Source organism: Pseudoxanthomonas sp. PXM02 (assembly GCF_014851805.1).
GTDB lineage: Bacteria > Pseudomonadota > Gammaproteobacteria > Xanthomonadales > Xanthomonadaceae > Pseudoxanthomonas_A.
In genome coordinates, this window is record NZ_JACVAK010000001.1 from 1164870 (window position 1) to 1190840 (window position 25971).

17 protein-coding genes are annotated in these 25971 nt (G+C 69.0%); 6 read left to right on the forward strand and 11 right to left on the reverse strand.

The window, feature by feature from the left end; all coding sequences use genetic code 11:
- The 5 genes from IB225_RS05700 to IB225_RS05720 all read right to left on the reverse strand — a co-directional run bounded on the left by IB225_RS05700 (window position 1) and on the right by IB225_RS05720 (window position 10449).
- Window positions 1-1248, reverse strand: a complete 1248-nt coding sequence (locus IB225_RS05700) for a chemotaxis protein CheB (RefSeq protein ID WP_192310227.1) — start codon at window positions 1246-1248, stop codon at window positions 1-3.
- Entirely contained in the window at window positions 1235-7303 is a 6069-nt protein-coding gene (locus tag IB225_RS05705) for an Hpt domain-containing protein (protein ID WP_192310228.1), read from the reverse strand. The genes IB225_RS05700 and IB225_RS05705 overlap by 14 nt, the downstream gene beginning before the upstream one ends.
- A gap of 90 nt (window positions 7304-7393) precedes the next feature.
- On the reverse strand, window positions 7394-9430 hold the full coding sequence (locus IB225_RS05710) for a methyl-accepting chemotaxis protein (RefSeq protein ID WP_192310229.1): 2037 nt from the start codon (window positions 9428-9430) through the stop codon (window positions 7394-7396).
- 33 nt (window positions 9431-9463) lie between these two features.
- Window positions 9464-9994: a chemotaxis protein CheW gene (locus tag IB225_RS05715; RefSeq protein WP_192310860.1), complete on the reverse strand. Its 531-nt coding sequence runs from the start codon at window positions 9992-9994 to the stop codon at window positions 9464-9466.
- Window positions 9995-10047: 53 nt separating this feature from the next.
- Window positions 10048-10449 carry a response regulator gene (locus tag IB225_RS05720; RefSeq protein WP_055940451.1) on the reverse strand — a complete coding sequence of 134 codons (402 nt, stop codon included), beginning with the start codon at window positions 10447-10449 and terminating at the stop codon, window positions 10048-10050.
- 245 nt (window positions 10450-10694) lie between these two features.
- Here IB225_RS05720 and gshB point away from each other — a divergent pair, with 245 nt between their 5' ends.
- A complete protein-coding gene (gene gshB, locus IB225_RS05725; RefSeq protein WP_192310230.1) occupies window positions 10695-11639 on the forward strand; it encodes a glutathione synthase in 945 nt (314 codons plus the stop codon).
- Between the two features lies 1 nt (window position 11640).
- Window positions 11641-12516, forward strand: coding sequence for an energy transducer TonB (locus IB225_RS05730; protein WP_192310231.1), 876 nt, complete (start codon window positions 11641-11643; stop codon window positions 12514-12516).
- Between the two features lie 12 nt (window positions 12517-12528).
- On the opposite strand, the gene tsaB is transcribed toward IB225_RS05730, so the two are convergent.
- From tsaB to mrcB, 4 genes are all read right to left on the reverse strand, one after another.
- Window positions 12529-13269, reverse strand: a complete 741-nt coding sequence (gene tsaB, locus IB225_RS05735; protein WP_192310232.1) for a tRNA (adenosine(37)-N6)-threonylcarbamoyltransferase complex dimerization subunit type 1 TsaB — start codon at window positions 13267-13269, stop codon at window positions 12529-12531.
- 53 nt (window positions 13270-13322) lie between these two features.
- Window positions 13323-15374: an ATP-dependent DNA helicase gene (locus IB225_RS05740; RefSeq protein WP_192310233.1), complete on the reverse strand. Its 2052-nt coding sequence runs from the start codon at window positions 15372-15374 to the stop codon at window positions 13323-13325.
- 64 nt (window positions 15375-15438) lie between these two features.
- The gene (locus IB225_RS05745) at window positions 15439-16029 is read right to left on the reverse strand and encodes a hypothetical protein (RefSeq protein WP_192310234.1); all 591 of its coding nucleotides are present in this window, start codon (window positions 16027-16029) and stop codon (window positions 15439-15441) included.
- The gene (mrcB, locus tag IB225_RS05750; RefSeq protein ID WP_345776571.1) at window positions 16026-18440 is read right to left on the reverse strand and encodes a penicillin-binding protein 1B; all 2415 of its coding nucleotides are present in this window, start codon (window positions 18438-18440) and stop codon (window positions 16026-16028) included. Before mrcB ends, IB225_RS05745 begins: the two co-directional genes overlap by 4 nt.
- 279 nt (window positions 18441-18719) lie before the next feature.
- Here mrcB and IB225_RS05755 point away from each other — a divergent pair, with 279 nt between their 5' ends.
- Window positions 18720-19829, forward strand: a complete 1110-nt coding sequence (locus tag IB225_RS05755; protein WP_192310236.1) for a glycosyltransferase family 4 protein — start codon at window positions 18720-18722, stop codon at window positions 19827-19829.
- Window positions 19829-21121: a glycosyltransferase gene (locus IB225_RS05760; protein WP_192310237.1), complete on the forward strand. Its 1293-nt coding sequence runs from the start codon at window positions 19829-19831 to the stop codon at window positions 21119-21121. The genes IB225_RS05755 and IB225_RS05760 overlap by 1 nt, the downstream gene beginning before the upstream one ends.
- Here IB225_RS05760 and IB225_RS05765 read toward each other — a convergent pair.
- Together IB225_RS05765 and IB225_RS05770 are read right to left on the reverse strand one after the other, a co-directional pair.
- Window positions 21118-22710 carry a hypothetical protein gene (locus tag IB225_RS05765; protein WP_345776572.1) on the reverse strand — a complete coding sequence of 531 codons (1593 nt, stop codon included), beginning with the start codon at window positions 22708-22710 and terminating at the stop codon, window positions 21118-21120. The genes IB225_RS05760 and IB225_RS05765 overlap by 4 nt on opposite strands.
- A 17-nt stretch (window positions 22711-22727) precedes the next feature.
- On the reverse strand, window positions 22728-24884 hold the full coding sequence (locus tag IB225_RS05770; protein WP_192310238.1) for a bifunctional (p)ppGpp synthetase/guanosine-3',5'-bis(diphosphate) 3'-pyrophosphohydrolase: 2157 nt from the start codon (window positions 24882-24884) through the stop codon (window positions 22728-22730).
- Between the two features lie 71 nt (window positions 24885-24955).
- Between IB225_RS05770 and IB225_RS05775 the strand changes: the two genes are divergently transcribed.
- Window positions 24956-25462, forward strand: a complete 507-nt coding sequence (locus tag IB225_RS05775) for a hypothetical protein (protein WP_192310239.1) — start codon at window positions 24956-24958, stop codon at window positions 25460-25462.
- A 20-nt stretch (window positions 25463-25482) separates the two neighbouring features.
- The gene (locus IB225_RS05780; RefSeq protein WP_192310240.1) at window positions 25483-25962 is read left to right on the forward strand and encodes a hypothetical protein; all 480 of its coding nucleotides are present in this window, start codon (window positions 25483-25485) and stop codon (window positions 25960-25962) included.
- Window positions 25963-25971 lie beyond the last annotated feature (9 nt).

Below are 25971 nucleotides of genomic sequence, written 5' to 3' on the forward strand. Positions count from 1 at the left end.
TCAGAACCAGCGGTCGGTCAGGCGTTGCGCCAGCTGTGCGGGCGTGCCGAGTTCGGCGCCACGCGCCGCGAGCGCCTTCGGTGCGGCGGGGTCGTAGCAGCCTTCCTGCGACTGGCCCATGACCAGCGCGCCGTCGTTGCCCAGCGCCGCCGTGGCGTCGACCAGGGCGACATCGCTGCCGCTCAGCAGCAGCACGGCGCTGTCGGCCGGCGGCAGTTGCGGGATCATCGTATGGATCACGGCACCGGGGCGGAAACTCACCGCACCGCCATCGACGAACGGCACCACGTCGCCCGGCAACACGTAGACGTGCCCTGCTTCGGCGGCCTTGCCGGCCTCGGCCAGCAATACCGGCATGTGCGCCACGCGCTCCATCTGCCGGACCAGGTTGTCGTAACGGCCACCGTCGAGGCGCAGGTGCACCATCACCGGCTTCGGGAAGCCGGTGGGCAGATCAGCGAGCAGCTTGCGCACGGCATCGGGACCGCCGATGCCGGCGAACACCAGCACCGCGCCCTGCGCGCGCGCCGAGGCAGCAACGCCACCGCCGTCCAGCGGTTCCAGTTCCAGCTTCGACAGATCGAAGCCCGAGGACGCGGGTGCGGCAGGAGCAGCAGGCAACGGCGGCGGTCCGGCCGACGGCACATCGGGCAGCGGTGGCGGGACCGATTCCACCGGCGCGGACGCCGAACGCAGCCATGCGTCCGCATCGACGACCTGCTCGTCCACTTCGCGTGCGTGGAAGCTGCCGGTGTAGGCGAAGTCGTCGCTGGGCAACTCCAGCGCCATGTCGGCGGCTTCTTCAAGGTGCAGCGAAATCTCGGCGCCTTCGTGCAACTGGGCCGGCGTCACCGGCAGGCCCGGTTCCAGCTGAAGGCCCACGTCTTCCTCGCGGCCCGGCGGCAGTACGTCGCGATGGCCGTGCAGCTTGGCGGCCAGATGGCGGGCCCAGCGCTGGGCATCCCAGCCCTGGCGGCGCGCGGCCAGGTCGGCCTCGTCGAAGATCACTGCGACGGCCGGATCGTGCAGCACGCTGTCGAAGCGCTCCAGGCTGTCCTCGATGGCCGGTTCCAGCGCCACCAGCACCACCTGCGGCGCACTGCTACCCAGCGCATCGGCGTCGAGCGTATTGGGGTCGTCTTCAAGCACGATCTCGGCACCCGCCTCGTGCAGCGCCACGCGCAGGCGCTCGCGCGCCTCGCCCGGGCGCGCCAGCAGGGCAACGCGTTTTGCTTCACTCACGGACACGGGCGATTCCCAGCAGGTCGTACACGTTGCGCATCAGGTCGAGCTCCTGGTACGGCTTGCCCAGGTAGCGCTGCACACCGATGTCGAAGGCGCGCTGGCGATGCTTGTCGCCGGTACGCGAGGTGATCATCACGATCGGCACGTCCTTGAAGCGCGAATCGGCCTTCATCGCGGTCGCCAGCTCGTAACCGTCCATGCGCGGCATTTCGATGTCGAGCAGCATCAGGTCGGGCACGCGCTCTTCCAGCTTTTCCAGCGCTTCGACGCCGTCGCGCGCGGCGCTGACTTCGAAGTTGTGGCGTTCCAGCACGCGGCTGGTGACCTTGCGCATGGTCAGCGAGTCGTCGACCACCATCACCAGCGGCACGCGGCGCTGTTCGACCGCCGCGACCTGCTGTGCCGGCTCCTGCGGCTGCGCCAGATGGCGGCGGACCAGCGGGGCGGCGTCCAGGATCACCACGACGCTGCCGTCGCCGGTGATGGTCGCGCCGTAGATGCCCGGGATCGAGGAGATCTGCGGACCCACCGGCTTGACCACGATTTCGCGGTTGCCGAGCACCTGGTCGACCGCCACGGCGGCACGCAGGTCGCCCGAGCGGACGAGCAGCAGCGGCACCTGCGGTTGGCCTTCGGCCTTCGCCGGCCCCTGGCCCACCAGGTGGCCCAGGTTGTAGAGCGGATAGTCCTCGCCGGCGTAGTGGTAGCTGCCGGCGCCCGCGCTGAAGCGGGCGTGGCTGATGCGGCCGATACCGCTGACCGCCGCCACCGGCACCGCGAACTGCGTTTCGCCGATCTGCACGAACACCGCCTGGCTGACCGCCAGCGTCTGCGGCAGGCGCAGGGTAAAGGTCGCGCCCTTGCCCGGCACCGAGCTGATTTCCAGCGAACCGCCCAGCTGGCGCACTTCGTTGTAGACCACGTCCATGCCCACGCCACGGCCGGCCAGCTGGCTGACCTTGTCGGCGGTACTGAAGCCCGGCTCCAGGATCAGGCGGTCCAGCGCGGTGTCGGGCAGCACGGCACCCGGCTGCAGCAGGCCGCGCTGTTCGGCGCGCTTGCGGATGGCGTCGCGGTTCAGGCCGGCGCCGTCGTCGGACACCTCCAGCACCATTTCCGAACCTTCACGGCGCAGCGCGACGTGCACGGTGCCTTCTTCAGCCTTGCCGGCCTTGCGGCGTTCCTTCGGCGTTTCCAGACCGTGTGCGACCGAGTTGCGCAGCAGGTGCTCGAGCGGCGCGGTCATGCGGTCCAGCACGTTGCGGTCCATTTCGCCGTGCGTACCGGAGAACTGCAGGCTGACCTGCTTGTGCGTCTCGGTCGCGGCCTGGCGCAGCACGCGGCGCAGGCGCGGCACGATGCCTTCGAACGGCAGCATGCGCGCACGCATCAGACCATCCTGCAGTTCCGAGCTGACGCGCGACTGCTGTTGCAGCAGGCTGTCGTACTGGCGCGCCAGATCGTCGAGTACACCCTGCAGGCCGCTGATGTCGGCGGCCGATTCGGCGAGCGCACGGCTCAGCTGCTGCAGCGTGGAGAAGCGGTCCAGTTCCAGCGGATCGAACGTCGGATCCTGCTTGTCGTGCTCGCGCTGGTAACGGGCGACGATCTGCGCCTCCGTTTCCAGGTCGAGACGACGCAGCTGGTCGTGCATACGGATGTTGGTGCGGTCGAGTTCCGCCATCGCGCCGCGGAACGCACCCAGCTGCTGCTCCAGGCGGGCGCGGTAGATCGCGACTTCGCCGGCGTTGTTGACCAGGCGGTCCAGCAGGTCCGCGCGGACACGCACCTGCTCCTGCTGGCCGACGGGGAAGAACTCTTCCTCGACCGGCGCGGCCGCATCGGTGTCGATCGGGGCCGACAGCGGTGCGAGTTCGACCGGTGCCACGGGGGCGTCCGACGTCGCGGGTGCGTCCGGCAGTTCGATGCCACGGGCACGCGCATTGAACTCGGCGATCATGCCGTCCGGAATCGTGACGGCACGGCGAGCGGTGACGCGGGCCAGCTGCGCGTGCAGCGTGTCGAAGCCGCGCTCCAGCAACTGGATGGCGCGACGGTCCAGCTCGGTCCGCTGGCCGGCGATCGATTCCAGCATCGATTCGATCGCGTGGCCGAGGTCGCCGACGGCGTGGATGCCCGCCATGCGCGCACCGCCCTTAAGCGTGTGCAGGTCGCGTTGCAGGCTGGTGATCAGCGCACGGTCTTCCGGCGTCTCGCGCAGCTTGGCGATCAGGTCGTCGGAGTGGTCGAGCAGGTCGTTGCCTTCCTCGATGAAGATCTCGACCAGGTCCAGGTCGAGCCCGGTCAGGTCGAGTGCGTCTTCCGGTTCCGGCATGTCGGCGGGTGCGGTCACGGCAGACTCCTCGACTTCGACGGAGGCAACGGCTTCGACGTCCTGCGGTGCGGGTTCGATCGTGTCCGCCGTGTCGACAGGCTCGTCCGCCACGGCTTCCACCAGCGTTTCTTCAGCCGTTTCGGCTTCGACGGTCGGCGCGACATCGGCATCGGCCGTCTCGAGGACGACGTCTTCCGCACGATCCTCTTCGACGACGGCGACGCTGTCGTCGGATGCAGCAGGCTCGGCGTCGGAGTCCACCGACGATGCATCGTCGGTCTCGACGACATCGCCGGCCAGCGTGATCTCTTCCACCTCGTAGGCGCCGGTGTCGGTGGTCTCGATGGCGTCCGCCACTTCCTCGACCTCGGCGATATCGACGGTGGCGTCGGCTTCTTCCTCGATCACGTCCGCCGTAACTGTGCTGTCCGACGTTGCATCGTCGGCCACGGACAGGATGACATCCCCGGCGTCAGCCGCAGGGGCTTCTTCCGCCGGCGTCGTATCCGTCTCGGCCAGGAACGCCGGCAGTTCTGCATCGACTGCCAGTGCGTCTTCTTCGGCGACCGGGGCTGCGTCCTCAGCCGTCTGTTCTGCGGCATCCGCCTCGGACAGTACCGGCTCTTCAGTTGCCGTCGAAGCGGCGTCGACCGCTTCATCCAGACCGCTGTCGGCCTCGGCGACCACGAATTCTTCCACCTCGGCTGGCGCCTCGGCATCGTGGGCTTCTTCGCCCGCCGCTGCGGCAACCTCTGCCTCCGGCGCGTGCGAGCGCGGCAGGATGCGGTAGTCGATGTCGTAGAAGGTGACGCTGCTGTCCACCGGCGCCGGGGTTTCCGGCTCGATGGCGAGCGCGTCGACCGGCGGCGCAGCGTCGGCAATGTCTTCAACCGGCGCGTCTTCGAGGCGTGCTTCGCCAGCGGGACTGGTGGCCGTCGTACCGGCACCGTTGGCCGCCTCGGCATCGAGGTAGGCCGACAGATCCATCGCCAGCAGCTCGACGTCGGACGGGCCGACCGGCGGCGCGATCGGCGTCTGGCCGACGTAGGTGCCCTGTCGCGCATCGTCCACGATCTGCGCGCCGTGGCGCACGTCGGGCAGGCTTTCGCTGAGCGCGCGCAGCTGGCCCGCCAGCGCGGCGAACAGCGGGATACGCGGCGACGGTGCCTGCAACGCCGCCACGCTGCGACGGATTGCCTGCGCGGTGTCGGCGAAGGCGGCGACACCTTCCGGCGTGGGCGTCTCGCCCGACGCCAGCAACCGCTTGGTGTACTGCTCCGCGGCCGAGGTGACGTGGGTAATCTCCGGTACGTCGGCCATCGCCAGCGCACCGTTCATCGTATGGATGGCGCGCAGCAGTTCCTCGGTGACCGGCGTGGCATCCACCTGCGCTTTCTGCAGCCAGTGGTCGACCGTGTCGAGATGGTTGTCGACTTCGGCTTCCAGGATTTCACGCAGCACCGCGTCGACCGACGCAGGCGTGCCTTCGACTTCCGGCTCGAACACGGCCGGCGCGTCTTCGGCGAAGGTCGCCGGCGCGGTGGACACCGGCGCGATGACCTCGACCTCTTCGTCCAGCACCACCGGCTCCGCGCTGTAGTAGGCGTCCTCGCCGGCCGCGAGGCGGTCGGCGACATCCTGCAGCCCGGCGAGGTCGGCCGTGACGCTGCCCTGCCCGCGCAATGCGGCGTTGAGCTGCGGCAACGTATCGCAGGCCTGCTCCAGCAGGACCTCGACGGCGTGACTGGGCGCACGCGTGCGGTCGAGCACGCGGTTGAGCATGTTCTCGACCTTCCAGCTGAACTCACCAAGGGTCTTGGCGCCGACCAGTCGGCCGCTGCCCTTCAGCGTGTGGAAGACGCGGCGGATCGGCCGCAGGCGTTCCAGGTCTTCGGTGTTGCTGCGCCAGGCCGGCAGCAGCTGGCGCAGGTTGACGATCTCTTCGTCGAACTCCTCGAGGAACACCTCGCGGATATCGTCGTCGATGTCGGTGCTGTCGCCATCGAAGCCGCCCACGATGGCGGACGGCACAGCGGCCGCAGCCGCGGCGATCTCGTGGCGCAGGTCGGGCAGCGCATCGGCCTCGACGACCGGCGCGGGCGCTTCGACGATCTCTGTCGTTACTTCGGTTACCTCGACGGGGACATCGGCCGGCGCATCGACCGCCGTGCTGTCGTCGGCATCGACCGTCCATGCGGGTACTGCGGGCGACTCGGCCTCGCTCGTCGACGGAGCATCGACGCTGTCGGCTTCCTCGAAGCCGACCGGATCGAACGGATTCGCACCGGCGCTCGACGGCACCGACGCAGGAGCAGCGTCAAGCGGCTCCAGAGAGAGCGCACCGAACGATACCGGCGCAGGCGCTTCGGCGATCGCTTCCGGCGCGGGCTCGGGAGTAGCGGGCACGGCCGGGATTGGCGGCGGCGTGACGGCCGGCGCTTCGGCAGCGGGTGCCTCCACGGGCGCAGCGACGTCTGCCGGCAGCGGCCAGTAGCGCAGGGCTTCCAGGCTGCCGCGGGTGATTTCGAGGATGTCCTCGCGGTTGGGACGCCGCTCGCGCAGCGCTTCCAGGTAGTACTCCAGGCTGGCCATCGCGTCGGCCAGCGTGTCCAGCTGCTGGCCACCGGGCACACGCTTCTTGCCGATCAGCTCGCCACTCACGTAGCGCTTGACGCCGACCACGTAGTCGCCGGCCTGGCCGAGCTCAAGCATGCGCAGCGCGCCCGCCACTTCGTCCAGCAGGCGCGGGACATCCGCCAGTTCGGCGTGATCCCAGTTGGTTTCGATGAACGCGACGAAGCGCTCGCGCGCGCCGGCGAAGTTGATGATGGCTTCCTGCGCCAGCACCTCGACCGTGCGCTGCGACTCGGCCGCGCTCGGATCCGGCGCAGCGTCACCGCCGCTGCCCAGCCGGGCGACCTGATCGTCCAGCGATGCATCGACGTACAGCAGCGCGCCGGCGACGTCGAGCAGCGTGCCCTCGTCGGCCGGGCGGGAACCCGAGGCCACGTCGCGCAGCGTGTCCCGCTGCTGCAGCACCACGTCGCGCGCCACGCCCAGGCCCATCATGCCGAGCGTATCGGCGACGTTGCCCAGTTCGGTGACCTGCGACTGCAGTTCGTTCGAATCGCTGCCGGTGCGCAGGTGCAGGTCCAGCGCATCCTTCACGCGCAGCAGTTCTTCCTTCACCGCGTTGCCGACGGTGTCGAGCAGTTCGCGGTTGCGGCCACTGAGGCTGCTGCGCGCGTGATCGATTTCGGCTTCGCTCGGCGCCGCTTCGTCGCGGCTGCCCGGCGGGAACAGCATGCTCTCGTTGAGCCCCGACGCACCGCGCGAGGCGCGGATCTCGTTGAGCAACGGCAGCAGCACGATCGGGATGTCGCGATGGCCTTCCTGCAGGCGCTCCAGGTAGTCCGGCAGCAGCACCGCACCGCGCATCAGCGTGGCGCAGGCCTCGTCGCGGTCGCCCGCGGTGCCGTCCTGCAGGGCCTTGGCCAGCAGTTCGAGTTCTTCGGCGACCATGGCCGGCGCATACAGCTCCACCATGCGCAGCGTGCCCTGCACCTGGTGCAGGTAGCCCGCGCAGAAGCGCATGCGGCTGGTGTCGGACGGCGTTTCAACGAACGCCTCGATCTCCTGGCGCACCAGGCGCAGGGTCTCATCCAGTTCGGGTTTCACCCAGCCGAGCACGGCGTGGCTCATGGCTTCGCGCAGCGCACTCATGGGCGTGCTCCCGCGCCGACGGCAGGACCGTCAGCCTTGCGCTGCTGGCAGGCGGGATGGCGTAGGAAGTTCATGCAGTGCGTCCCGTCCTCAGCCCGGCAGCTTGAAGTCGGCGACCGAGCGGCGCAGGTCCGCGGCCAACTGCGCCAGGTGACCGATGGACTCGGCGGTCTGTCCAGCACCCAACGAGGTCTGCGAGGTGATCTGGCGGATCACGCCCATCGTCTGGGTGATGTCGAGTGCCGCCGACGACTGCTGCTGCGCGGCGCTGGAGATGCCCTTAATCAGGTTGTTGAGGTCGTTCGACACGCGCTCGATCTCGCCCAGCGCGGTACCCGCGTCCTCGGCCAGGCGTGCACCGGACACCACTTCCGCGGTCGTCTGCTCCATCGAGCTGACCGCTTCGTTGGTATCGGCCTGAATGGTCTGCACCAGCGATTCGATGCGGCGCGTCGCGCCCGAGGTGCGTTCGGCGAGGCGCTGCACTTCGTCGGCCACGACCGCGAAACCGCGACCTGCTTCACCGGCCGAAGCCGCCTGCACGGCCGCGTTGAGCGCCAGGATGTTGGTCTGCTCGGAAATGTCGTTGATCAGTTCCACGACCGAGCCGATTTCCTGCGAGGACTCGCCCAGGCGCTTGATGCGCTTGGAGGTTTCCTGGATCTGGTCGCGGATCTGGTCCATGCCGCGGATCGTCTCGCGCACCACGCCGGCACCCTCGGTCGCGATCTGCACCGAGCGCTGCGCCACTTCGGCCGACTCGGTGGAGTTCTTCGACACCTGGTCGATGCTGGTCGCGATTTCGCTGATGCGGTCGGACGCGGTGGTGATCTGGTCGGCCTGGTGGCCGGCGGCTTCCGCCAGCTGCAGCGCGGTGGCCTGGGTTTCCTGGGTCGACGCCGCCACCTGCACCGAGGTGTCGTTGATCGTGGTCACCAGGTTGCGCAGTTCGTCCACGGCGTAGTTGATGGCGTCCGCGATGGCGCCCGTCATGTCCTCGGTCACCGAGGCCTTCACCGTCAGGTCGCCTTCACCCAGCGAGGAGATTTCGTCCAGCAGCCGCATGATCGCCTGCTGGTTGCGGCTGTTGTATTCCACCTGCGTCTGGTAACGCGTTTCCTGCTCGCGCTGGCGGGTACGGTACAGCGAGTACAGCAAGCCGATGATCGAGATCAGCGCCGCGATACCGGACGCGATGCCCAGCCAGAAGTTAGGGAACAGGCGCGTGTCGCGCACCGAACCGAAGGCCGAGAACGCCTGGAACAGGTTGGTGCTGTCCTGGAGCATCTGGCCCGAGCCGTTGGTCAACGCGGCCGCCGCGGACTGCGCGGCGAACAGATTGCGCGAGCTGGCCAGGATCGCGTCCAGGTCCTTCTTCATCGCGGTCCACAGGGTCTGCGAGTTCTGCAGCGCGGCCAACGCGGCGGCGTTGCGGACCGGCGCGATGCCCAGGTCCGGGTTGCCGTCGCGCAGGCCTTCCAGCACCTGGCCGAACAGCACGGCATCACGGCCCAGCGCGTCGCCCGCAGTGGCGGCGCCCGCGCCACCGGCGCGGATTTCAGTCACGCGGCGGGCCATGGTGCCTGCCAGCACGACCTGCTGCAGCGCGCTGTAGATCTGCGAGGACGGCGCACCGCCCGCGGACATGGCGCGCACGACCTCGTTGAGCTGCGCCTGCAGGCTGGGCACCTGCGTGGCGAAGCGGTCGGCGTTGCCGGCCAGCGCCAGCACGGCGGCTTCGGAGGCAACGATCTGGTCGGCGTTCTTGCCCAGCGGCGACCAGGTGGTGCTCAGCTTGGCCAGCGGACCGGAGATGGCGCCTTCGTTGCCGAAGCGGTTCTGCAGGTCGGACACGGTGGACTCGACCGACTGCTTGGTTTCCTTGAACGCCTTGAACGCCTCGGCGTTGCCGGCCACGGCCTCACGGCCCTGGTTGGCCAGCTGTTGCGACAGCACGCGCATGTCCGATGCGCCGGTGCTGGCACCCGACAGGCGACTGCCCTGGTAGGTGGCCACACCGGTGTTGGCACCGAAGACCAGCACCGACAGCGCCAGCAGCAACAGCCAGAAATTGTTGCCGAAACTGCCGACCTTGCCGGCGCTAGGAGAATCCGTCGCAGTGCTCATCGTTCAACCCCTGATTGTTCTTGTCGTCCGCGCTCAGAGCGCGGTCTGGCGGAATTCGGGCGTGCGCGCCAACAACCCCAGCGCAAAAACGCCCCACCGCTGATCGTCGCTGGCGAAAGCGCGATCGATGAAATGCCCGTAGCGGCCGTCCGCCAGATCCCCCGGCTCGACCTGCTGCGATTCGTGGAAGCTGCGCTGCCCGTAAAGCTCGTCGATGGTCAGCGCGACGTCGCCGCCGGCCTGGCGCATGACCAGCACGCGCTGGCCCTCGTGCAGGACGGTGCGCTCGCCTTCGAGGAACTGCTTCAGGTCCACGACCGGAAACAGGTTGCCGCGCAGGTTGCCGATCCCCAGCAGCCACGGATGCGCGCCCGGCACCGGCGTGACCGGCGGCATCGGCACGATTTCCACCACTTCCCCGAAGTTGGAAATCAGCCGGCGCTTGCCGACGCGGTAACCGACGCCTCGGTACTGGTCCTGCGCGATTTCGCGCGCCGGCTGCACCACGGCGTGCGCCAGGCTGCGACGCTCGTATTCGGCCAGCGTATCGAACGGTGTGCGGATCATCGCCCGCCCCCTGTGCACTCAGTGCGAATGATCACCATGGCGCCAGCCCCTCAGGTGCTGACGTGGGCGCGGATGGCGTCGAGGAGTTCCTCGCGCGTGAACGGCTTGGTCAGGTACTGCTCCGAGCCGACGATGCGCCCGCGCGCCTTGTCGAACAGGCTGTCCTTGGACGACAGCATGATGACCGGCGTGGACTTGAACACCTGGTTGTTCTTGATCAGCGCACAGGTCTGATACCCGTCCAGGCGCGGCATCATGATGTCCACGAAAATGATCTGCGGCTGCTGGTCGGCGATCTTGGCCAGGGCCTCGAATCCGTCCGTCGCGGTCACGACTTCGCAACCCTCGCGTTTCAGCAGGGTCTCTGCGGTGCGGCGGATGGTTTTCGAGTCATCGATCACCATGACCCGTAGGCCGTGGAGTCCACCGGCCTGGCCTTCGTTCTGCGTCATTACCTGATTTCCCCATGCGCGCGCGGCTTCATTGACGAACCGGCCCCGCTGCGTTGCTGCCTATATCCCCTATCCCGGCGCGCACTGTCAAGCCGCAGCACCGACCGCCCTTCCGATGAACAGGATGATGCGAACTGCGTCGCAGTTTGCGGCGGCACCGGCGACAGCGCGTTCCATCGGTGCCGGGGACGGCCGGCGAGCGCGCCCTGATACCATCGCGCGGTCTCCTGCAGAACCACTCCCCCATGCCGCTGGACGTCGTCGTCGTCATGGACCCCATCGGGTCCATCAAGATCGCCAAGGACACCACTTTCGCCATGCTGCTGGAAGCCCAGCGGCGCGGCCACCGCCTGCTTTACGTGGTGCCCGGCCGGCTGTCGCTGCGCGACGGCGTGGCGCAAGCCGAGGTGGCGCCCCTGACCGTGAAGGACGACAAGGCCGGCTGGTTCAGCCTGGGCGATACCCGCACGCTGGACTTCGGCCCCGGCCAGGTCGTGCTGATGCGCAAGGACCCGCCGGTCGACGACCAGTACCTCTACGACACCCACGTGCTGGGCATCGCGCAGCAGGCCGGCGCGCTGATCGTCAACGACCCGCAGGGCCTGCGCGATTTCAACGAGAAGCTTGCCGCGCTGCTGTTCCCGCAGTGCTGCCCGCCGACCCTGGTGAGCCGGGACCCGGCCGCGCTGAAGGCGTTCGTCGCCGAGCACGGCGAAGCGGTGCTGAAGCCACTGGACGGCATGGGCGGCCGCTCGATCTTCCGCGTGAAGGCCGGCGACCCCAATACCAACGTCATCCTGGAAACGCTGATCGGCCACGGCAGCCAGACCCTCGCCCAGCGCTTCATCCCCGGTATCAAGGACGGCGACAAGCGCGTGCTGCTGGTCGACGGCGAACCGGTGGACTACGCCCTCGCCCGCATCCCGCAGGGCGACGAGTTCCGCGGCAACCTGGCGGCCGGCGGTCGCGGCGAAGGCCGCCCGCTGAGCGAGCGCGACCGCTGGATCGCCGCGCAGGTCGGCCCGGAAATGAAGCGCCGCGGCATGCTGTTTGTCGGCCTGGACGTGATCGGCGACTACCTGACCGAGGTCAACGTCACCAGTCCCACCTGCGTGCGCGAACTGGACGCGCAGTTCGGCCTGAACATCGCGGGCCAGCTGTTCGACGTCATCGAGAAGAAGCTGGCCTGAGATGTCGGCGGTCCCGGTCCAACCGCCGAAGATCGGCGCGAACGAACGCCTCGGCGCCACGCTGGCGCTGTCGCTGATTGTGCACGGATTGCTGGTGCTGGGCGTGGGCTTCGCCCTGGACGACGCCGCGCCGGTGATGCCGACGCTGGACGTGATCCTCAGCCAGACCAGTACGCCGCTGACGCCGAAGGAAGCCGACTTCCTGGCCGCGGCCAACCAGGAGGGTGGCGGCGAGAGCGACCAGGCCCGGCGCCCGCGCGACAGCCAGGCCGGCTGGATTCCGCAACCCGACACCGGGCTGGCGCCGCAGCCGCTGCGTGCGCAGACCACGGCGCCGGTGCCGCCGACAGAAAGCCGCGTGGTCACCACCCGTGACAGCGAGGTCAGCACGCCCACGCCGGAAGCACGCCCGCAACCCGACCAGCCCGATCTGCCGCAGGGCGAGCAGAAGGTGCAGCGCGACGCCGAGATGGCGCGCCTGGCCGCCGAGTACCACCTGCGCTCGGAGCTCTACGCCAAGCGGCCGAAGCGCAAGTTCGTCTCGGCCAGCACCAAGGAATACGTCTACGCGAACTATCTGCGCGCGTGGGTGGACCGCGCCGAGCGCGTGGGCAACCTCAACTACCCGGACGAAGCACGCCGCAAGCGCCTGGCGGGGACGCTGGTGATCAGCGTGGCCGTGCGCCGCGACGGCACCGTGGAGCAGACGCGCATCATCCAGTCCAGCGGCGTGCCGCTGCTGGACTCCACCGCACAGCGCATCGTGCAGCTGTCTTCGCCGTTCCCGCCGCTGCCGGAAACCGCCGAGAACGTGGACATCCTGCACGTCACCCGCACCTGGCGCTTCCTGCCGGGCGGTGAAGTCCGCGACGAGTAGCGCCGGCCCGATTCAGCGCGAGGCGCGCAGGGCTTTCTGTTCTTCCAGGGTCAGCGCGACGTTGTTGCGCAGGTAGGCCGGCTCGACGAACTCCGGCGCGACCATCTCGCCACGGCTGAAGGCCGCGGCCGCAAGACGGACGAGATCCGCCGCGTGCGGCAGGGCCTGTGCGTCGATGCGGGTGAAGCGCGGCTGCAGGCGCGTGGCGAGTACGCCCTCGGTGGCCGCGAACCCGGTGCCCACGCCGATCCAGCCGGCATCGTCGCCGGCAAGCACGTAGTCGGCGGGCGCGATCACGGCTTCTTCCGACGTCGCCTCCAGGCGATCGCCGCGGTGCACGAAGGTGCCCGCGTAGACCTCGCCCATGCGCGCATCGATGGCCGCCAGGATGGGATGGGCAGCGCCGACATCGCAGCCACCCTCGCCCGCCACCGCGCGCGGTGGCGGCACCTGCGACGCCAGCACGGCGAGCGTGGACACAGGCACCAGCGGACGATCCAGCGCCAGCGCGATGCCCTGTGCCAGCGCGATGGCCAGACGCACACCGGTGAAGGCGCCCGGACCGCGACTCAGCGCGATCGCATCGAGCTGCGCACGTGCGATGCCCGCGTCCGCCAGCAACTGCTCGGCCCACGGCAACGCGAGTTCGGCGTGCCGACGTGGCGCGACCTCGAAACGCTCGCGCACCTCGCCATCGACGTAGATGGCGATGGAACAGGCCTCGGTGGCGGTTTCGAAGGCGAGCAGCTTCATGGGGTGGGCAGGTGCAGGGAGGGGGCTAGCTTAAACGGTGTGGTGGCAGGCGATCAGAAACGGGCATCGGCGAACCAGTCGTCAGCGTCCTTGGCTCTTGCCGGCGGTGCGGCGACCTCTTCGACCTCAGCGCCGAAGAAGCGCTGCACATCCTGTACGCGTTGCGTGCGCCGGAACGGCGGGAGCGAATCGAGAAACACGCGCCCGTAAGGCTTGCCGGTCAGGCGCGGGTCGCACAGCACCAGCACACCGCGATCGGTCTCGCTGCGGATCAGCCGGCCGACGGCCTGCTTCAGCGCGATCACCGCCTGCGGCAGCTGCTCGTCGCGGAACGGATTGCCGCCCGCGCGACGCACCGCTTCCAGCCGCGCCTCGAAGACCGGATCGTCAGGCGCGGCGAACGGCAGCTTGTCCACCACGACCACGCTCAACGCGTCACCAACCACGTCGACGCCTTCGCGGAAACTCGCAGCGCCCAGCAGCACGCCGTTGCCGGATTCGCGGAACCGCTGCAGCAGCGTGCCGCGCGGCGCCTCGCCCTGCACGAACAGCGGCCATGGCCCGCCGCGCAGCGCTTCCGCCGCTTCACGCAGCGCGCGATGCGAAGCGAACAGCAGGAAGGCGCGTCCCTGCGATGCTTCCAGCACGGGCCGCAGTGTCGCGATCAGTTCCGCGCCGTAGCCGGGCGCATTCGGATCAGGCAGCCCGGTGGGCAGGTAGCACAGCGCCTGCTGCGGCCAGTCGAACGGACTGGGTTGCAGCAGCGTGGGCGGATCCTCCAGACCCAACCGCACGGCGAGATGGTCGAAGCGCCCACCGACCGCGAGCGTGGCCGAGGTGAACACCCACGCTGCACGCGACTGCTCGCGGTGCTGGCGCAGCGGACCGGACACATCGAGTGGCGTGCGCTGGCAGCGGAACGCGCGCGGCGTCAGTTCGTACCAGAGGACGTCGCTGGCATCGTCGGCAGACTGTGAAGAGGCATCGTCGTCAAACGCTCCTGCCGCCGGCGCTGCATACCAGCGCGACAGCCGTGTGCCGAACTCCTTCGCCCTGGCAGCGCACGCCTCCAACCCCAGCGAGGCCTCGACCAGTGGCGCGAGGGCGGCCGAGAGGTCATCCAGCGCGTGGGCGAGCGTGTCGAAACCAGCGGTGACCTCCGGCTTCGCCAGCAGCCGCTCGCGCGTGCCACGCGCCGGCAGGCCTTCCATCGCCGCGCGCAGTTCGCGCAACGCCTGCTCCAGCGCGCGCACGGGCGGCTGCAAGGCCGACAGTGCGCCGGCTGCATCCTTCGATTCGGTCAGGCAATCGCGTGCCAGTTCCTGCAGCGGGCGCATGCCGAAGCCTTCGCCGAAGAAATTGGCGGCCAGTTCGGGCAGCTGGTGCGCCTCGTCGATGACGAACGCCTGCGCGCCGGGCAGGATCTCGCCGAACCCTTCCTGCTTCAGCGCCAGGTCCGCGAGCAACAGATGGTGGTTGACCACCACGATGTCCGCCGCCTGTGCGCGCTGGCGCGCCTGCACCACGAAACAGTCGTCCCAGAACGGGCACTCGCTGCCCAGGCAGTTGTCGATCGTCGACGTGACCAGCGGCAGCAATGGCGAGTCGTCCGGCAGCGCCGCCAGTTCGGCCATGTCGCCGAACTTCGTGCGCCCGCCCCACGCGACGATGCGCTGGAACTGGTCCACCTGCTCGCGGCTGGTGAAGGTGGTGCGCAGCGCTTGCGGATCGCCCTTGGCCTGGTTCAGGCGGTAGCGGCACAGATAGTTGCTGCGCCCTTTCAGCAACGCCGACTTCAGTCCGGCCACGCCGAGCGCGTCGCGCACGCGCGGCAGGTCACGGTGGTACAGCTGGTCCTGCAACGCACGCGTGCCGGTGGACACGATGGTTTTAAGCCCGGACAGCAGCGCGGGCACCAAGTAAGCGAAGGTCTTGCCGGTACCCGTGCCGGCCTCGGCGAGCAGCACGTCGCGCGCGTCGAAGGCGTCGGCGATCGCCGCGGTCAGACGCTGCTGGGCGTCGCGGGGCGCAAAGGCATCAAGGCGTTCCGCCAGTGCACCACCCTCGCTGAGGGCGTCGCGGCTGGCCTGGGCGAGCTGGGACATCGGGAAAACGGAAGGCGGCGTACAACGGCAAGGGTACCGCGTCACGGCGGACGCGGCATGCGCCTCACATGCGCTGGATCACCGGCACCGTGCAGGCATCGCGCTTGCTTTCCGCCTCGGCGATGGCGGCCTGCGCGGTCGCGGCACGCGCGGCGTGCTGCGCGGCGTCTTCCGGCGTATGGCGTGCCGGCAGCGACGGCTGCACCGCCAACTCGTGCTGGCGCACCTGGCGCACGGTCTCCCAATGCTGGCGGCACAGCGGCCCCACCTGCGAACCCAGCTGGAAGGCACGCTGCGCCAGCGTATCGGCACGCGCGTAGTCGGCCTGCAGCAGCGCGACTTCGGCACGCTCCTGCAGCACGGCGGGATCTTCCGGCACCAGCAGCAGCGCCTGGTTCAAAGCATCCGCGGCCGCCGCGAAGTTGCGCGATGCACGCGCCTGCTGCGCGGTCTCCCTCAGGTCCTCGACCTGCGGATCGCGCAGCGGCTGCACGGCAAGTTCGCGATCGTCATCACCGGATGCCGCGTGGATCGCGGCAACGCGCTGCTCCGGCGTCACCGGGTCGTGCGCGACAGGGGCCTCGGGCACGGGCGCAGAGACGCAACCGGCCAGCAGGATCACGAGAAACAGGGGAAAGGCGGACTTCATCATCATGGCTGTTGCGGCGGGGGAGTTTCCTGCGGCGGCGGTGCGGCCTCTTCCTTGCGGTCAAGGCCGAACCAGCTGCGCCAACCGCCGCCTTCCGATTCTTCGCCTTCGATTGGCGGTTGCTCGACCACGCAGGGCGCATACGCCGGTGCGAAGCCGGTCACGAACGGCAACTGGCGCGCTTCGGGGCAACTGGCGTCGGTGCTGTTGGCGCCGACCACCCACTGCCAGTCCAGGCCCTTGCCCGACACCTTCAGCGGCGCGCTCGGCAACCGTGCGAACAGGCCCGACCACACGCGCATCGCACCGGTACCGCCGTACAGGCCGGTCTGTTCGTTCTGGTCGTTACCCATCCACACCACCGCCAGGTGATCGCCGGTGTAGCCGGCGTACCAGCTGTCGCGGCTGTCGTTGCTGGTGCCGGTCTTGCCTGCGGACTGCAGCCGGCCCAGGCCGTCGCCGATCAACTGGCGCCCGGTGCCGTTGGATACGACCTGCTGCAACGCCACCGTGATCAGGTTGGCGGCGATGGAATCGCCTTCCTGTGCCGGTGCCGGCGTCTTGTCGTAGCGCTTGAGCAGCTTGCCCTCGGGATCGAGCACGCCACGCACCGCGTGCAGCGGCTGGATCTCGCCGCCGGAAGCAAGGAACTGGTACAGCTGCGCCATCGCGTACGGGCTCTGGTCCGTGGAGCCCAGGATCAACGCCGGGTTCGGTTCGGCCTGGATGCCGGCCAGCACGCGGATCAGCTGGGCCAGCCGATCCGGTTCGACCTTCATGCCCACCCGCACGGTGGCCTGGTTGTAGGACCGCGCCAGCGCATCGACCAGGCGCACGGTGCCATGGCTGCGGCGGTCGGCGTTGGCCGGTGTCCAGCGCCGGTTCTTGCCGAGCTGCACGGTCACCGGCGAATCATCGACCCAAGACGCCAGCGAGTACTGGTCCGGCTGCGCCAGCGCCAGCAGGTAGACGAACGGCTTGAGCAGCGAGCCGACCGGGCGCTGCGCTTCCACCGCCCGGTTGAAGCCGACTTCGGACACGTTGCGGCTGCCGACCACGGCCAGCACGTCGCCGTCATGCACATCGGTCACCACCATGCCGGCTTGCAGCGGCGGACGGCGCTTGTTCTCCAGCGCCTTGATCGTGCGCGTCACCGACGCTTCCGCGTAGGCCTGTGCCGACGGCGACATGCCGGTGAGCACGGTCAGGCCGGCGCCCTGCAGTGCGCTCTCGGGGTAGTCGCGCGCCAGCTGGCGGCGTACCAGATCCACGTAGGCGGGGAAACGGTTGGCGGCGGCCATGCCCGGCGTCTTGGTCACGCCCAGCGGTGCGGCGCGTGCGCGCTTGTACTCGGCGTCGTCGATCAGGCCGGTTTCGTGCAGCTTGGAGAGTACGTAATCGCGACGCTCGGTGGCGCGCTCGGGATTCCGCCTCGGGTTGTACCAGGAAGGGCCCTTCACCAGGCCAATCAGCAATGCAACCTGTTCCGTGGTCAAGCTGTCCAGGTCACGGCCGAACCAGAACTCTGCACCCGACGCGACACCGTGGATCGCCTGGCTGCCACGCTGGCCCAGGTCCACCTGGTTGAAGTAAGCCTCCAGGATGGTGCGCTTGTCGTAACGCGCTTCCAGGATCAGCGCATACAGGATCTCATTGAACTTGCGCGTCGGCGTCTGTTCCTTGCCGATGCCGAGCAGACCGCTGCGTGCGAGCTGCTGGGTCAGCGTACTGGCGCCCTGTTTGGTGTCGCCGCCCGAGCGCACCAGCAGCCAGGCCGCGCGCGCCATGCCCGACAGGTCGATGCCATGGTGGTCCTTGAAATCGCGGTCCTCGACCGCCTGCAGGCCGGTGACGAGCAGTTCCGGCACTTCCTCCAGCCGCACCAGCCGGCGCTCTTCCTGCTTCTGTCCGTACAGCGTGGCGATGCGCGCCGGATCCAGCCGCGCCGCCTTGAGGTTCTGCTTGCGCCCCAGGTCGCGCACCACCGCGATCCGCCCATCGGACAGGCTGACCTGCAGCCTGCGCGGCGCAACGCGTCCATCAACATCGATGTAGCCGCGGCTGGAAATGGTGAAGCGTCCGCCCTCGCGTGTGTAGGTGCCGGGACGCTCACCGGCGCCGTCATCGCGGTACGCCGCCGCGTCCAGTTCGGTCTTCAGCGTCTGCGCATCCATCGCCAGGCCCGGTGCGACCTGCAGTGGTCGCGCGTAGACGCGGGTGGGGATCTGCCAGCGCAGTTCGCCGAAACGCTCGGTGACCTGATGGTTCAGGTACAGCGTGTACGGAATCATGAATCCCAGGCCCAAGCCCACCGCGGCCAGGCCCCACGTCAGCAGGCGCTGCCGCCAGCCGGGACCCTCGCCGTCATCGATATCGTCTTCGTCCAGCGCTTCGTCGTCGTAGTCGTTGCGGGCCACAGGGGATGCGACAATGGGAATTCGGGCGAGTCTAGCGCAGTCCTCCAGGGATGGCCGGCCGCCGGAATCCATCGATTCAGACTGAGACCCGTGCCGCCCCTGCTCCGCTACCAGCTAGACAACGCGTTGTCCCGCCTGCATCGCGCCAGGGTCCTGCTGCACGCCAGGGGATGGAAGGCGCTTCTCTCCCGCGCCACGGCCGTTGCCCCCGCTGCAACCATCCCGCCGTCAGCCGTCGCGCACGCCAACATGCCCGACGTGCCGCGAACGGATCAGCCCATGTCCGTGCTGTGGGTGGACGAACAACTGCCCGAGCCTTCGCGCGATTCGGGTTCGCTGAGGATGTTCAATCTGCTGCGCCTGCTCGTGGCGATGGGCCACCGCGTCGACGTGCTGCCGCTGTCCCGCAACACCAGTACGACGGGACAACAACGCCTGCAGGACATCGGCGTGCGCTGCGCAGACATCGGCACACAGCGGCCCGAAGCGTGGTTCGCACGCGAGGGCACGCGCTACGACGCCGTCATCGTCAGCCGCTACCACCTGGCATGGTCGTGGTTCCCGTTGCTGCGTCGTGTCCATCCGCGCGCACTGAAGATCGTCGACACCGTCGATCTCCATCACGTCAGGGAACAAGGCGAGGCGGGCCTGCGCGACCATGCAGGATTGCGGTCTGCCGCAGAGGCGACGCGCCGCCACGAATTGCGCGCCATCCGAGACGCGGACGTCGCCTGGGTGGTGAGCGAGGCGGAGCGCGATCTGCTGCACGACATCGCACCGGGAGCGCGCGTCGAAGTCATTTCGAACGTCCATCTGCTGCCGGCGGCGACCCATCGCAGGCCGCCCGGCGCAAGGCTTGTATTCGTGGGCGGTGCGCAGCACCCGCCCAACCTCGATGGGGTCCGCTGGCTACTGGCCGACATCCTGCCGCTGATCCTGCATCGCCGGCCTGACTGCGAACTGCATCTGGTCGGGCGCGGTCTGGACGCGGCGGCGCACGGCCTCACCGTGCCGCCCAGTGTCGTCTTCCATGGTCAGCTGGACGATGTAAGCGCGCTCTTCGAGACATGCCGCGTTGGCCTTGCGCCTCTCAGGTTCGGCGCAGGCGTGAAAGGGAAGGTCAACCATTACATGGCCTTCGGCGTCCCTACCGTCGCCACGCCGAGCGCCGTCGATGGCATGCATCTGCAGCATGGCCGGGACGTGCTGGTGGCAGGCGATGCCAGCGGATTCGCGGACGCGGTGCAACGGCTGCTGGACGATGAGACGCTGTGGGCCTTGCTGTCGCAGCACGGCCGCGAGAATGTGCGGCGCCATTTCTCGATCGAGTCCGCCATCCCCGGGATCCAGGCCACGCTCGCCCTTCGCCGACCCGATCGCGCCGCCTGATGCACATCCTGCTGATCGCCTACGAGTTTCCACCCAGCCCGTCGCCACAATCGTTGCGCTGGGTCTACCTGGCGCGATACCTGTCCGAGCACGGTCATCGCCTGAGCGTGCTCACGATCGACCTGGGCGGCGTGTCGGTGGGACTTCCGGCGCTGCCCGACGCTATCGAGGTGAACCGGACGTTCGCGGGACCGGTCCGCGGCTGCCTGGCGGCACTCCGCGAACGGCGTCATCGTCGCGCGCGCCCTGCGACGACCGCCCCTACGGATGACGCGCGGATCGCACCCGCGGACGCACCCAGCCGGCAGGGCTGGAAGCAGGCGGTGTCGGACCTGCTGCAGGGCGCCGCGGCGAAGATCGTGTTCCCCGATGTCCGCGGCGAGTGGTTGCCGTGGGCGCAGCGCCGGCTCGACCGGATGCTCGACACGGATCCGCCGGATCTGGTCATCAGCTCGCACGAGCCGGCGACCTCGCTGCAACTCGGGCTGCGCGCGAAGCGACGTGGACTGCCCTGGATCGCCGATCTGGGCGACCCCGTGCTGGCGCCCTACACGCCACCTCGATGGCAGAAACGCGCATTGCACCTCGAGCGTGATGTCGCGGATGCCGCAGACCACATCCTGGTCACGACACCGGCCGCTGCCGCCCTGCTCGCAGAGCGCCATGGTCGGCACGCGAACGTCACCGTGGTGACCCAGGGCCATGCCGGCGATCGTCCTGTTTCCACGGGCGACTCACCCTTCGGTGCCCATCGTCTGGAACTGCTGTACACCGGCAGCTTCTACAGCTTCCGCCGGCCGGAGGCGCTGCTGGAAGCACTTCGCGATCTCCCGGAAGCGCGGCTCAACATCGCCTCCATCAGCCTGCCCGACAGCGTGGTCCAGTTCGCCCGCGAGCGCCCGGACCAGGTGCGCGTGCTGGGCTTCCTGCCGCACGCGCAGGCGCTCGACCTGCAGCGGCAGGCGGATCTGCTGGTCAACATCGGGAACGCGGATCCCAGCCAGGTGCCGGGCAAGATCTACGAGTACCTGGGCGCCTGCCGCCCGATCCTCCATCTCGGCAACCCGGACGATGCAATCGCCCGGTTCGTGGCCGATCTCCGTCGTGGCTGGTCGACCGAGAACCGCAGCGGGCCGATCGCCGACCGCCTGCGCGACTTGATCGCGGACAAGGCTGCCGGCCGCTTCGCCGAGGGCCTGGATCTCGGCATCGCGTCGGTGGCGCCCTGGCACTGGCGTGCGTCCGCCGCGAAGGTCGACGCGCTGGCGCGATCGCTGGTCCCGGGACGCTAGGGGCTTCGACCCGCCGTCGCGGACTGCACACGCTGTTCGAACTCGGCAAACCCACCCGCCTGCACATCCAGTGCACGCGCCTGGTCGAGCGCTTCCGTGGCGAACGCCAGGTCGCCTGCTCCCAGCCGCTCCGTTCCGACCGCGATCCATTTCTCCGCCAGCTGCCGTCGCGTATCCGGCAGGGCGGGATCGCGCGGCTGCAGGGTCTGCCATGCCTCCCGGCACGCCTGTGCGCGACGGACGCGGTTGGCCCGCAGTTCTTCTTCATAGCAGGCCCGCACGGACGGCAGCAGGCGCGTCGCGGCCTGCTTCACCGCGGCGCTGTCGGGCGAGAGCGCCTGCGCGGCGCGCAGCGTGTCGTACGCGCTTTCACCGGGCGGTGTCAGCCAATGGCCCTGCGCTTCGGCCTGGGCCATGCGTGCAAGCAGCGCCTTGACGCGCCGTTCGCGCTCGCGCGCGGTGAGCGAAGGCCCCGCATTCTGGCGCTGACGCACCTCGCGCGCACGCGCCACGGCCTGTTCCGCCTGTCCTACGCGCGGCGACCGCGGTGCCAGCGAGCGAGCGAACTCCAGTTGGCGTTGCGCCCGCGCGAAATCGAAATCGCCCGCGTCGCGTTCCGCCTGTCGCGCATGGGCGATGCCGACCTGTTCGAGGCCCTGCTGCGCGGCGCCGTCGCCGGGCACGGCCGCCAGCACCGCCTCGTACGCGGATCGCGCCGCATCCAGCCGACCGCGTGCCAGATCGCGTGCACCCGTGCGGCGCCGAGCATCCACCGCGGCGACCAGTGCGGCTTCCGCCTGCGGCAGATCGACATGCCCGGCATCGAAGGTGCGCGCCGCCGCGATCCTGCGCGCGGCTTCGCCAAGCTCATCACGACGCAATTCGACGCCCGCCTCCTGCAACAGGTCGGACAAGGCGTCCTCCCTGCCCTCGAGCGCTTCGATGCGGGTTGGCTGCAGGGCCAGCACGCGCTGGTACAGCGGCAGGGCCGCGCTTTCGTCGCCCCACAGATGCTCGTCGGCCTGCGCGCGTGCGGCCGCCGCCAACAAACCATCTACCCCGGCATGCTCGACCTCGCGTGCACGCAATCGCGCTGCCAACGCCTCTGCCTGCGGCCGCGGCACCTGCAGATCGCGCGCCAGGGCCAACTGGGCGCGAGCTTCATCGAAGCTGTTCTGCCGCAGGGCGGTCTCCGCCGAGCGCAACGCCGCCTGCCCAACCCGGCGCAGGCCATCGGAAGCTTCGACACGATCGGTATCCAGCGCCTGTGCCGCTTCGTAGAGCTGGCGCGCGCCGCTGCCATCGTCGGCATCCAGGCGCCCGGCACGCAGCGCCTGGTCCGCCTGGTCGAGCAGTACCTGGACGCGGGTCTGCGGCCACAGCAAGTCGGCCAGGGGTTGGCGCAGGACGATGACGAGCAGGACAAAGACGATGGCAACGGCCACGACCCAACGCAGGTAACGGCGCTCGCGCCATGCGGAACCCGCACTGCGGTGCCGGTCGGCGGCGGGCGCGGCGGCGCGCGTCCAGTCGATGCGCGGCTCGATGCGTCGGCCCCGTCCGGCCTCAGGGTGGTCTTCGCGGGTCACGCCCGCAGCATAACCAGTCAGCCTGAACGTCGTGCGTCTTCCACCCCGGGCAACGCGTCGAGCTTGCCCAGCAGCGTCGACAGCTGGCCGAAGTCGGCGACCTTCAGGCGCAGGCGCAGATGCACGCGACCGCTGGCGCGGTTGCTCTGGCTGTTGATGTCCAGCACGTTGGCTTCTTCCTGGGCGATCAACGTGGTGATGTCCTTGAGCAGCCATTTGCGGTCGAGCGCGGTGACCTGCACGTCGACCTCGTAACCCCCGCCGGCCTGGCCCCATTCCACCGGCAGCACGCGCTGCGGGCTGGTGGCGGCCAATCGCGCGAACGCCGCGCAGTCGGTGCGGTGCACGGTGACGCCACGCACGCGCGTCAGGTAGCCGGCGATCGGTTCGCCCGGCACCGGCTGGCAACACTTGGCGAGCTGCACCAGCAGGTTGCCCACGCCCTGCACGGTGAACTTGGACTTGCCCGGCTTGGCGACCTTGCGCGGCGGCCGCAGCACCGGCAGCGATGGTGTTTCCGGCTCGGCCGCCGCGCGTTGCTCTTCGTGCAGCGCGCGCCCGACCTGGTGCGGGCCCACGTCGCCCAGCGCCACCTGGATGTAGAGCTCGTCGACGCTGTCGGCATGGAATTTCTTCGCCGCGCCCGACAGGTCGGCGTGATGCAGCCCCAACCGCTTCAGCTCCTTCTCCAGCAGCTCGCGGCCGGCCTGCAGGTTGCGCGCGCGGTCCAGCTTGTGGAACCACGCCCGCACCTTGTCGCGCGAGCGTCCGCTGGCCAGGAAGCCGTTGGCCTGCAGCAGCCAGTCGCGACGCGGTTCGGGCTCCTTCGACGTCAGTATCTCGACCCGGTCGCCGCTGCGCAGCACATGGTTCAGCGGCACGATCCGGCCGTTGACCTTCGCGCCGCGCGTGCGATGCCCGACCATGGTGTGCACGTGGTAGGCGAAATCGAGCACGGTGCCTCCCTGCGGCAGGTCGACCACTTCGCCCTTCGGCGTCAGCGCGTAGACCCGGTCCTCGACCAGTTCGGCATCCAGTTCACCGGCCAGCGCGCCTTCGCCACCGGCACCCTCCGCGGCGCCGTCCAGCAGCCGGCGCATCCAGGCGATCTTGCGGTCGAACGCGTCGCCGCCGCCCTTGCCTTCCTTGTACTTCCAGTGCGCGGCCACGCCCAGTTCGGCCTGCGCATGCATTTCGTGCGTACGGATCTGCACTTCCAGCGTGCGGCCTTCCGGACCGACCACGGCGGTGTGGAGCGAGCGGTAGTCGTTGGCCTTGGGCCGCGCGATGTAGTCGTCAAACTCGCTGGGAATCGGCACCCACAGCGCATGCACGATGCCCAGCGCGGCGTAGCATGCGGCCACGTCGTCCACCGCGATGCGGACCGCACGCAGGTCGTACAGCTCGTCGAAGCCGACCTGCTTGCGCTGCATCTTCCGCCAGATGCTGTAGATGTGCTTCGGTCGCCCGCTGACCTCCGCCGCGATCCCGTGTTCGGCAAGCGCCGCGCGCAACGCATCGGTGACCGCGCCGATGTAGCGCTCGCGCCCCAACCGCTTCTCGTCCAGCTGCGTGGCGATCTGCTTGTAGACCTGCGGCTGCAGGTAGCGGAACGCCAGGTCTTCCAGTTCCCACTTCAACTGCCAGATGCCCAGCCGGTTCGCCAGCGGGGCATGGATATCGCGCGTGAGCCGCGCCAGCGCCTGGCGCTCGGCGTCGGGTAACGCCCCCGCGGCGCGCATGCGGGCAAGCTGGCGCGCCAGCAGGATGGTCACCACGCGCAGGTCGCGCACGATCGCCAGCAGCAGGCGGCGCAGGCCCTCCGTGTTCACGCCACGCGTCTGCTCGGCGTGCAGCGCCCAGACCTGGGCGGCGGCCACCTGCCCTTCCAGCAAATCGGCCAGTCCAGGGACCTGCTTGCCGACGGCGCCGGCGAACGCCGGCTGCAGCGCTGGCAATCCGTGCAGCACGGCCGCAAGAATGACGTCGCCATCCGCCCCGAGTGTCGCCAGCGTATCCAGCGTGTCGGCCAGCACATCGATGGCATCGGGCATGCCGTCGTGTACCGGGACCGGTGTCGCCGCGTCGGCAAGCACGCGACGCAACGGCGCGGGCAGCGCCAGCAGGGCGGGCCGTTGCAGCAGCGTGGCGATGTCGTGGACGGGGGGAACCATGGCCGTGGGGATGGGCGACCAAGCGTCGCCGGAATGACTACACTACCGGCCAGCCGACCGAAGGGACAACCATGAAGATGAGCCGCTTGTTTCTATCCATCGCACTGGCGGTCGCATCCACCTGCACCTTCGCCCAGGAACGCACGCTCGAGCCGCTGCGCGATGCGATGAGCGAAAGCGAATTCAAGGCCGCCGGCCTGGACAAGCTGAGCCCCGCCGAACTCGCCGCACTTGATGCGTGGCTACAACAGCGCGTCGGCCAGCAGACCGCACAGGCGGTGGAGCAGGCCAAGCAAGAGGGCCGCAAGGAGGTCGAACAGGAGACCCGCGGGTTCTTCGACTTCGGTACCGCCGAACCCATTGCCAGCACCATCGTCGGCGAGTTCAACGGCTTCGCCAAGGGTCGCCAGTACACGCTCGCCAACGGCCAAGTGTGGGAACAGGTCGAAGCCGTTTCCCTCGCTGGCGTGCGCCGCACGGATCCCGCAGTGAAGATCACGCCGTCGCGCTTCGGCAACAAGTGGTTCATGAAGATCGACGGCTACAACACCGCCGCTCCCGTCCGCCGCATCAAGTAATGCCCTTCCCGAGGATGACCATGCGCCTGAAGACCCGCCTTCTGCTGCTCGCCCTGCTGTCGGCGAGCGCCCTCCCCCTTAACGCCGCCGACTACGTGGCAATCGAAAAACGGCTGTCCGCCGAACAGATGAAAGCCACTGGCCTGGACCAACTGAGCAGCGGGCAGTTGGCCCTGCTCAACAGCCTGCTCAACGAAGACCAGCAGGCGGTCGTCAAGGCTACGCGCGAAGACAGCGCCACCAGGGTGCGTGGCGCTTCTTTCGCAGGTGACGGCGTCAACGCCATCGCCAGCACACTGGTGGGCGAACTGCGTGGCTGGTCGCGCGGCACCGAAATCACCCTTGCCAACGGCCAGCGCTGGCGCGTTACAGAAGGCGAATACACTTCGCTGAAGCGGATCTCCAATGCCAACGTGGTGATCACGCCCGGCTTGGTGGGCGCCTGGTACTTGAGCGTTGAAGGCCATATACCCAAACCCAAGGTCACCCGCATCGACTGACGGCGTGTC